Genomic DNA, 6,958 nt, shown 5'->3' on the forward strand with positions numbered 1-6,958 from the left:
AAAATGTATATGGATTGCAAAAATATAAGCCCCATCCTAGATGGATAGAAAGTTATGGTTACGAGGATACAACAGATATATATGTTGGCTACAACAGCAAAGGAGATGTGAGTACACTCATCACTTGTGACGATCGATCACAGTATCCAAAAGCACGCCATTGCAATCAGTGGTTTATTTTATCTGAAGATACGCATGTACATATCGATGCCAAATATCAATCGGTGCATTTAAAAGATTGGCAAATTATTCAAAGTAAAGTACTCAAGCAAATTAATCATTTAAAAGTTTTATAGGGGAAAAATATGTCACGTCAAACACTTACAACTGGATTTTTAAAGTGTAGCAAAGACTAATTTTTTATGTTCCTTTTTATGAAAACAGCAGATATTGAATAGCAATAATAGATTTAAAAGAATGATGATATGTTGGGATTAATAAGGGGTAGAGAGTGTAATGAAAAAAATCTTTGTAGATATATTAAAGGTTCTTGGTTGGTGTTTTATTACCTTTATTGGATTAATTTTTTTATTTTTATTGGTTAGTTTTATACGTGGAATGAGTGGTCCTTCCAGTCCAAGCATACGTGAAAAGCCGTATGAGTGTGGCATGTTTGGTCATCAGCAGATGCGTATTGATCGTAGATATTTATTTTTATCTAAAGTTGAATATCAAGGGGTAGATTATTGGGGAGGGAATAGCACCAAGGCACATGAAGCGAAAGGATGTAATGACCCCATTAGCAGTGCCAACCTTAGAGTGTCGTGGCCTGTAATGTCTCCGACAGGCAGTTTTAATTATTTGGAAAAACCTGATGATTTAAGTATTTCTATAGAACAAGCTCAAATACTTACTAGTAAAGAAGGGGGAGAAATTATAAAAAAATATATAAAAGAAGGTATGACAAGAGAATTAAAAATCAAATTAAGAAAAAGTATTATAGGTTCTGGTGAAGAGGTGTCTGAGCAAGAGTTTAAACAGAAAAAACGATTTAATTCAGAGTTGGGGCTATACCAAATAGATGTTATTGAAGGAGAAGAAACTCAAAAGAAAGTGTATTGGCAAGAAACAGTCGATAAAAAAGTCACTTTGGTGATTAGTTGTTTGTATTTTAAAGCAGGTCGTACGATGTGTGAATTAGAAACAAACAATTTGCTACAGGATCGCAATATGAGGTATTTAAAACTTGATTTTCAAGCTGGACTATTACCGCATTGGCAACAACTCATACAAGATTCAAAGAAACTAATTCAATCTTTTACAGTGAAGGGGAACTGAAGTGAAAGCAAAACAAACGATTAATATGGATACAGCAACTCACTTGTTACATACTCGTGGACCGGCAGCTATGTATGACTATATGGCTGATTATGGCTATCAGTATGCAAATCTTGCGAATGGTGTAGCAACGGGGAACTCACTTGCAGGAAATGCAGCATTAAATCATATGCAGGCAGTGGCTGAACGAAATGGTACGCCATTGTCGCAACAACAAATTGAAAAAATTCGATATGATATGGCCGAGGCTTATAAAACTGTAATTAGTGATAAAATTAATAGACAAGATAATAGTCGATATGAGGACATTAATGCCAACGAAGCACAAACATTTCATAATCGAGTTTTTACCGATAATCACCTACCTATCGAAGCATGGACATTGACAGGACCTTTTGGTGTTCTTACAGAGGCTGGTAAAGAAAAGTTATGGCAGGACTCCTTAAATGCAGCAGGGCATCCAGATAAAGAAGCTGCTTTATCTGGACAAGTTGTTGCCCAAATGTTTGCTGCTCAGTATGGGTTAACTGAAGTAATGGACAGTTATAACCGTACAGGTCAGTATGATAAAGCTAAAGAAACATATGATAAGCTTGCAAAAACATCTGACTGGATTAATACAGATGTATTTTCAGGAAAGAATATTAAAGAATTCGCAGATAGATACCCTGATATTGGTAGTGCATTTAGTGATGGGGTTTTAGGTGATGTTACAGATGGCTTAGATATCCCTTTAGATCCAGATACAAGAAAGGGAATTAAAGATTTTTTACATGATTTATTTGATTTTACTAATCCATTTAAAGGTGGAATAGCGGGTGGAATCGCTCGTTCTTTCAGAGATGCATTAAACTTCTTTGAACGCAGAGACCCACTTACACTAGACTTAGATGGCGATGGCATAGAAACAGTGGCATCGTCAGTCGGTATTGTTTTTGACTTTGATGCAGATGGTAAAAAAACAGGTACGGGTTGGGTAAAAGCTGATGATGGCTTTGTGGTATTAGACCTCAATGGTAACCATACTATTGATACTGGTCGTGAACTGTTTGGTGTAGATACCCTTAAAAAAGATGGTACGTATGCACTCGATGGCTTTGATGCCTTACGTGAGCTAGACAGCAATAACGATGGCGTGTTTGACAAACAAGATGAGCAATTCTCTAAAGTACAAATTTGGCAAGATTTAAACCAAGATGGGATTAGCCAAGCCAATGAGCTTAAATATTTAGCTGAACACGGTATTAAAGCCATTAACTTAGTTGCCCAAAAAACCAATCAAAATAGCAATGGTAATTTAATTAGTGCTGTGGGAAGTTATACCCGTACAGATGGGATGACAGGTGAAGCCAATGCCAACCAAAGTTTGGCAGCAAATTTAGATTTAGAAGAAAATCTCTTTTATCGTGAATTCACAGATCAAATTAAAGTCAGTGATGCCGTTTCAAAATTACCAGATATGAGAGGTTCTGGTGCTGTACGTGATTTACAACAAGCGGCCATGCTTAATTCACAATTAGAAAAAGTATTGGCTAAATATGCACAAGCCAACACACGAGATGAACAATTGACGATGCTAGATCAATTGCTTTCACAGTGGGGAAATAGTGCTGACTACTCAGATTTTGTAAAGCGTATAGATGGATTAGATACCGCAGGTATAGATGTAAAATACATTGGTGGTGGGGATACCACATTATTGGAACGTATACGAGTACTTGAAATTTTTAACGGACAAAATTTCTTAAAATTTAGTGTGGAAAACACCGCCAAAGGGTGGGTTCTGGTGACAAAAGTAGGGGTTACCGAAAGAAGAATTCCACTGGATGTCAATAATAATGTTGCGTCTGTTTCTGGTCAGCAAATCAACGTAAACTCTGGTCAAGCCAGTTTACTCAATCAAGCGTATGATGCACTTCGTCAGTCTGTGTATGACAGCTTACTTTTACAAACACGCTTAAAACCATATATAGATGCAATTAATATTGGATATAGCACGACAGATGGAATCACATTTAATTTTGCTCAAGTAGAATCCCTATTTCAAAATGTATTTGAAAAAGATACGCATAAAGCTGTACAAGACCAACTCGATTTATATCGTATTTCTGGTAAAAATTTGTTTTCTCAAAGTTGGGATGGTTTAGCCCAATTACGTGATTGGATTGCAAACTCAAAGAACAGCAGTGAATTATATGCCGTTGCACAAAATATGGGCTATGTTTTACGTTTAGGCGCAAATGATGGAGCAAATATCTCTGGAACTTCATCTGCAGACTTATTATTGGGCAGTAAACATAACGATGTGCTTAATGGTGGTAGAGGTAACGATACATTATATGGTGGAGCTGGCAATGATACCTATGTCTTTGAGTTAGGGGGTGGTCACGACACCATTATTGAAACCCATGGTAGTACAGATACCGATGTTTTAACATTTGGTGAAGGCATTTCCTTTGGTGACTTAAATATTACAGTCAATGATCGAGATTTGCTTATTCGTCATGTGAATGGTTATGACAGCATCACCATTCAGAATTGGTTTAATAAAGTCAACAGCCAAGCATATCGCTTAGATGCTTTAATTTTTGCAGATGGTACACGCTTTGATTTATCCCATTTACAAATAGGTACAGATGCTCAAGACCAACTGATTGGTATTCAAGACAGTCAATCTAATCAAGATATATTGGTCGGTGGCTCAAGTGATGATGAACTGATAGGTCATGAGGGCAATGATTGGCTTGATGGTGGTACGGGTGCAGATACCATGCGTGGCGGTGCAGGTAATGATTCATATATTGTTGATAATGCCAATGATATTGTCATTGAAAATGAAGGCGAAGGTATAGATACCATTGGTGCTCGTATTAGCACAGTATTACCCGATCATGTTGAAAATTTAACCCTCATTGGTACAGATGATTTAACGGGTTCTGGTAATGAATTAAATAATATTATCTTTGGTAATCGTGGTAATAACACTTTAAATGGCTTTGCAGGTAACGATACATTAATTGGTAATACTGGCAATGACATCCTTGATGGTGGTGTAGGCAATGACACCATGCGTGGTGGTAGAGGTAATGATACTTATATTGTTGATAGTGTGGGAGATAAAGTCATTGAACAATCCAACCAAGGGAATGATACCGTAAAATCTAGTATTGATTACACACTTGGCGATCATGTTGAAAACCTCACTTTAACAGGCACAAATTCACTCAATGGTACAGGCAACCAACTAGACAATCTTTTGGTAGGTAATAACGCCTCTAATACATTATATGGTTTAGACGGTAATGATTGGCTCGATGGTGGTGCAGGTGCAGATACATTAATTGGTGGCACAGGCAATGACACGTATGTGGTTGACCATTTTGGCGATATGGTTATCGAAAATGAAGGTGAAGGCACCGATACAGTACGTTCAAGCATTAGTTATTCCCTTGTTGAACATGTCGAAAACCTGACGCTGACCGGTTCAAAAAACCTGATGGGTACAGGTAATGAATTAGATAATATTATTATTGGTAATAATGCATCGAATGTATTATATGGTTTAGAAGGTAACGATACACTTGATGGTGGTTTAGGTGCAGACATCCTGTTTGGTGGTACAGGAAATGACACTTATATTGTTGATAACAAAAATGATATGGTTATCGAAAATGAAGATGAAGGCACTGATACAGTACGTTCAAGCATTAGCTATACATTAGGTGACTATGTCGAAAACTTAGTACTGACAGGTGGTGCCAATATCAATGCAACAGGTAATGCATTAAATAATGTCATTATTGGAAATGATGCGGCGAATATCCTCAATGGTGGCTTAGGTGCAGACCGTTTAGAAGGGGGGTATGGTGATGATACTTACCAGATCGATACAGAAGATACCATTGTTGAACGTGTGGGTGCAGGTACAGACACAGTTATTGCTGCTTTTGATTATACATTAGGGGATAATTTAGAAAATTTAACCCTGACAGGCCAAGCTATTTATGGGACAGGTAATGCCTTAGATAATGTTTTGACAGGCAATGAGCAAAACAATGTATTGAAAGGTTTAGAGGGTGACGACACTTATGTGGTACAAAATGCCGATGACCAAACCATTGAATCGGTCAATGCGGGTACAGATAAGGTACTGAGTTCTTTAAGTTGGACATTAGCTGAAAATATTGAAAACCTGACACTTATAGGCACACAGAATTTAGTGGGGCGAGGCAATGAGCTAGATAATGTCATTATTGGAAATACTGGGCATAATACATTATATGGTTTAGAGGGTAATGACATATTAGATGGTGGTGTTGGTACAGATACCTTGGTCGGTGGTACAGGTGATGACACTTATATTGTAGATAATAGCAATGATATTGTTGTGGAGAATGCCAATGAGGGAACAGATCTTGTTAAATCATCTGCAAGCTATACGTTATCAAAACATGTTGAAAACCTAACTTTGGTTGGAAATAGTGCTATTGATGGTGTAGGGAACCAAGACAATAATATTATTAAAGGAAACACTGCAAACAATACTTTGCGTGGCTTAGATGGCGATGATGCACTGTATGGTGCAGAAGGTTCAGACACGCTGTATGGTGACGCTGGTAATGATTTGCTTGATGGCGGTATTGATGCAGATACCATGATTGGCGGTACAGGCGATGACACTTATATTGTCGATAACAGCAATGATATTGTTGTAGAAAATGCCAATGAAGGCATAGATATTGTACAAAGTAGTGTGAATTATACTCTGACTGATTCGGTTGAAAACCTTACCCTCACAGGGAATACAGATCTTACTGGTAAAGGTAATAATCAAGATAATATTATTATTGGTAACGCTGGCAATAATATATTAGATGGTGGCGCTGGTATTGATACTTTAACCGGTGGTGCAGGTGATGATACTTACTATGTTGATGATAGCCAAGATAAAATTATTGAGCTTGAGGGACAAGGTACAGATACGGTTTATAGCTCTGCGAGCTATGTACTTTCAGAGCATTTAGAAACCCTAATTTTAACAGGAGATCGTCAGCTTTCTGGTCAAGGAAACTCACAAAATAATACATTAATTGCTAATGATGCAAGTAGCCAGTTATTTGGCTTCAAAGGTGATGATGTTTTAGTCGGTGGTCAAGGTGATGATGTTCTTGATGGTGGTTTAGGTCGAGATCAGCTCGCTGGTGGTTTGGGTAATGATACTTATATTGTTGATGATATTGGTGATGTTGTTACTGAAAAATCAAATGAAGGGATTGACCTTGTTAAATCATCTATAAGCTATAGTTTAGGTGATCATGTAGAAAACTTGGAATTAAATGGTGATAGTAACCTCAATGGTACAGGTAATCAGTTAGATAATGTGATTCTTGGTAATAGTGGTCACAATGTATTGTCAGGTGGAGCAGGTAACGACACATTAGATGGTGGTTTAGGCAATGACACATTAGATGGCGGTACCGATGCAGACACCATGCGTGGCGGTGAAGGCAACGATACCTATATCGTCGACAATAGCCGAGATGTTGTGACAGAGTTGAGCGGTGAAGGGATTGACCTTGTTAAATCATCGGTCAGCTATACCTTAACGGATCATGTTGAAAACCTTACGCTTACAGGCTACTCATCTATTGATGGTACAGGTAATGATCTAGATAACATC

General features: G+C 37.6%; 2 protein-coding genes and 1 pseudogene. All 3 read left to right on the plus strand.

The genetic code is table 11. The features are described from left to right. Positions 1 to 296: pseudogene (locus I2F17_RS12115) on the plus strand (hypothetical protein); the annotation flags it as partial. Between the two features lie 160 nt (positions 297 to 456). After that, positions 457 to 1,278, plus strand: a complete 822-nt coding sequence (locus tag I2F17_RS12120) for a hypothetical protein (protein ID WP_211140116.1) — start codon at positions 457 to 459, stop codon at positions 1,276 to 1,278. Position 1,279: 1 nt separating this feature from the next. Beyond that, positions 1,280 to 6,958, plus strand: a 5,679-nt coding sequence (locus I2F17_RS12705) for a calcium-binding protein (protein ID WP_328705932.1), incomplete at its 3' end; no start/stop codon positions are given.

The organism is Acinetobacter baretiae (genome assembly GCF_015627105.1).
In the GTDB taxonomy this organism is placed as follows: domain Bacteria; phylum Pseudomonadota; class Gammaproteobacteria; order Pseudomonadales; family Moraxellaceae; genus Acinetobacter; species Acinetobacter baretiae.

What these genes read in the sequence shown, in the direction of transcription:
- I2F17_RS12120 (WP_211140116.1), top strand. Translation starts at nt 457, where the DNA reads ATGAAAAAAATCTTTGTAGATATATTAAAGGTTCTTGGTTGGTGTTTT.